Source organism: Protofrankia symbiont of Coriaria ruscifolia (genome assembly GCF_900634745.1).
Taxonomy (GTDB): domain Bacteria; phylum Actinomycetota; class Actinomycetes; order Frankiales; family Frankiaceae; genus Protofrankia; species Protofrankia californiensis.
In genome coordinates this window covers 31,981-34,819 of record NZ_CAAAFR010000189.1, presented here as the reverse complement: position 1 = coordinate 34,819, position 2,839 = coordinate 31,981, and the positions used below count along the sequence as shown (strand labels likewise).

Annotated in this window: 2 protein-coding genes and 1 pseudogene; 2 read left to right on the top strand and 1 reads right to left on the bottom strand. The window is 73.8% G+C overall.

What is annotated here, in order from left to right:
- A partial coding sequence (locus CV1CTNOD_RS21940) for an ABC transporter permease (RefSeq protein ID WP_207386602.1) occupies nucleotides 1-845 on the top strand: 845 nt, incomplete at its 5' end.
- The gene (locus CV1CTNOD_RS21935; protein ID WP_131787851.1) at nucleotides 842-2,539 is read left to right on the top strand and encodes an ABC transporter ATP-binding protein; all 1,698 of its coding nucleotides are present in this window, start codon (nucleotides 842-844) and stop codon (nucleotides 2,537-2,539) included. The genes CV1CTNOD_RS21940 and CV1CTNOD_RS21935, both read left to right, overlap by 4 nt.
- Before the next feature lie 69 nt (nucleotides 2,540-2,608).
- Here CV1CTNOD_RS21935 and CV1CTNOD_RS25945 read toward each other — a convergent pair.
- Nucleotides 2,609-2,839: pseudogene (locus tag CV1CTNOD_RS25945) on the bottom strand (ABC transporter ATP-binding protein); the annotation flags it as partial.

Genomic DNA, 2,839 nt, shown 5'->3' with positions numbered 1-2,839 from the left:
CACCCTCGTCCGCTGCCCCGCCCCCCGCCCCTGGCCGGGGAGGGCGACGGGGCCGGGCGGGCCTGATCGTCCCTGGCGCGGCGGCGGGTCTGGTCGTCCTGTTCGCGCTACTCGGGCCGCTGGTCGTGCCGGGATCGCCCACGGCCCAGGTCGGGATGCCCTTCCTGGCACCCTCGGCGGCGCATCCGCTTGGCACCGACATGATCGGTCGGGATGTGCTCGCTCGGCTGGCCCACGGTGGGCTGCCCGTCGTCGCGCTCGCTGCCGGCAGCACCGCACTCACCACCCTGGTCGGTTTCGGGGTCGGCGCGCTGAGCGGACTGTCGGGAGGCCAGATGGCGGAGCTCGTGGTCCGCGTCGTCGACGTCGTCGCGGTGGTCCCGGCGCTGCTGCTTCTCCTCGTTCTCGCCACCGGATTCCCCGGCAGCAATCTGGCAGTGCTGGTGGCGGTCGCGCTGATAAGCGCGCCGTTCTCAATCCGGGTGATCCGCGCGGCCACCGCCCAGGTCGCCGGCACCGGATTCGTAGAGGTCTCCCGCGCCCGGGGCGAACCCCGGCGCCGGATCCTGCGCCACGACATCGCGCCGAACATCGTCCGACCCGCGCTCGCCGAGATCGGCCTGAGGTTCTCCGCGGCGGTCCACCTGACCGCGACCGCCGGTTTCCTCGGTCTCGGCGGTGCTGCCCCGGCGCCCAACTGGGGCCGCATGGTCGATGAGAACTCCCCGGGAGTCGCACTGACGGTCTGGCCGTTCCTGGCACCTGTCCTGGCCCTGCTCATCCTCTCGATCTCGGTGAACGTCCTGGCCGACGGGCTCACCGCGCTGCTGGCGGACCGCCGATGACGGGCACCTCGGCCGGCGGCCCCGTCCCGGCGGTGGCCGTTCCGGTGGTCGCTGCGGGCGGGGAGCCCGACGTCACACGATCCGTATCCAGCGACCCCGCCCTGGTCGTGGTCGAGGGGCTCGTGGTCGGCCCGCTGGCCGGTGGCGAGCCGACCGTCGGCGGAGTCGGTTTCACGATGCGTGCCGGTGAGGTGGTCGCTCTGGTGGGGCCGTCCGGCTCCGGCAAGACGACCACCGCGCTCACTCTGCTCGGCTTTCAGTCTCCGGGCCTGCGCCTACGCGCGGGGACGGTGCGCGTCGCCGGACGCGACATGCTCCGGCCCGGCGTGGCCGGGCGCATGCGTGGGCGCACCGTCGCCTACCTCGGCCAGGACCCGGCGGCGAGCCTCAATCCGGCGCGCCGGATCGGCGGCCAGCTCCGTGAGGCCGTCCGGGCACGGGTCCGCGGCCCCCGGGCGGAGGTGGACGCCGAGGTCGCCAGGCTGCTCACGGCCGTGCGCCTACCGGCGGAGCGCGCCTTTCTCCGCCGGTACGGTCACGAGATCTCCGGCGGGCAGGCGCAGCGGGTGGCGTTCGCGGTCACGCTCGCTGGTGATCCGGATGTGCTGGTACTCGACGAGCCCACAGCCAACCTCGACCCAGTGCTCGGGTACGAACTGCGCCAGCTCATCGTCGAGGCGGTCGGGCACCGGGCGACGGTCCTGGTGAGCCATGATCCGTATCTGGTGCGCGCGGTGGCCGACCGGGTCCTACGCCTGGACGCGGGCCGGATCGTCGCGATCGGGCATCCCGACGAGGTCATGCCGGCCCGGACGCTGCGGAGCCGCCGCGCCGGTGCCGCCGCTGATGGTGGAAGCGACGGTGCTGATGGGAGCGACGGTTCGCCGGTCACCGCGCCCGCGCAGTCCCGGGAACCCGCCGTCCTTCGGGTCGTGGGCCTGAGCGCCCGGCACGGCCGCGCGCAGGTGCTGCGCGGGGTGGACCTGGCGCCGCGGCCCGGCGGGTGCCTCGCCGTGGTCGGGCCGTCCGGCTCGGGTAAGTCGACGCTGGCGCGCGTCCTGGTGGGTCTGCACACCGGCGGTCGAAGCGGCGGCGTGGTCGAACTCGACCGGGTGGAGCTTGCGCCCCGGGTGCGTGATCGGTCGGTCGAGCAGTGCCGCGGTATCCAGCTCGTGGCCCAGGACAGCGTGGGCGCGTTGAATCCTCGGGAGACGGTGGGTGCGGCCCTGGCGCGCCCGCTGAGCCTGAATGGCACGGGCTCGAGGTGTCGGGGCCGCGCCGGTCGGGACACGGCGGAGGTGACGCGCGCCGATGTCAAGCGCCTGTTGGCTCAGGTCCGGCTGCCGGTCGGGCACGCCGACCGGTATCCCGCCCAGCTCTCCGGCGGCGAGCGGGCCCGGGTGAACCTGGCTCGGGCGCTGGCCTGCCGACCCCGGGTGCTGGTGTGCGACGAGGTGGGCGCCGCGTTGGACGTCGACACCGGCGAGGCGATCATGGGTCTGCTCGCCCGGTTGCGGCGCGCGCTCGGTCTGACGGTCCTTCTCATCACTCACGACCTGGACACCGTCGCCGCCTGGGCGGATCGAGTGGTCGTTCTCGACGGCGGCGTGGTGGTGGAGGAAGGCAACACCGCCGCGCTGCTGTGCGATCCACGGCATCCGACGACGCGCGCGCTGCTCGCCGCCACACGTTGAGAGCCCACCCCACCCGTCGGCGGGGCGGGCAGTGCGAGGGGCACGTTGTGGCCCGGCTGCGCGGCCGGGTCAGGGCGCGAGCAGGTGCCAGCCGCGGGTGGACTCGCGGGCCTGCCAGAAATCCGCGTAGGTTCCGTCCTCCTCGATGAGATCCACATGCCGGCCCCGCTGTGTGATGCGACCGTCCTCGATGACCAGGATCTGGTCGGCCGTGAGCACGGTGTGCAGGCGGTGCGCGATCACCAGCAGGGTCGACCGCCGCGAGAGCCGCGCGATAGCGCGCTGGATGTGGACGTCGTT

Coding starts and splice junctions, on each gene's coding strand:
- CV1CTNOD_RS21935 (WP_131787851.1), top strand. CDS start 842: ATGACGGGCACCTCGGCCGGCGGCCCCGTCCCGGCGGTGGCCGTTCCG.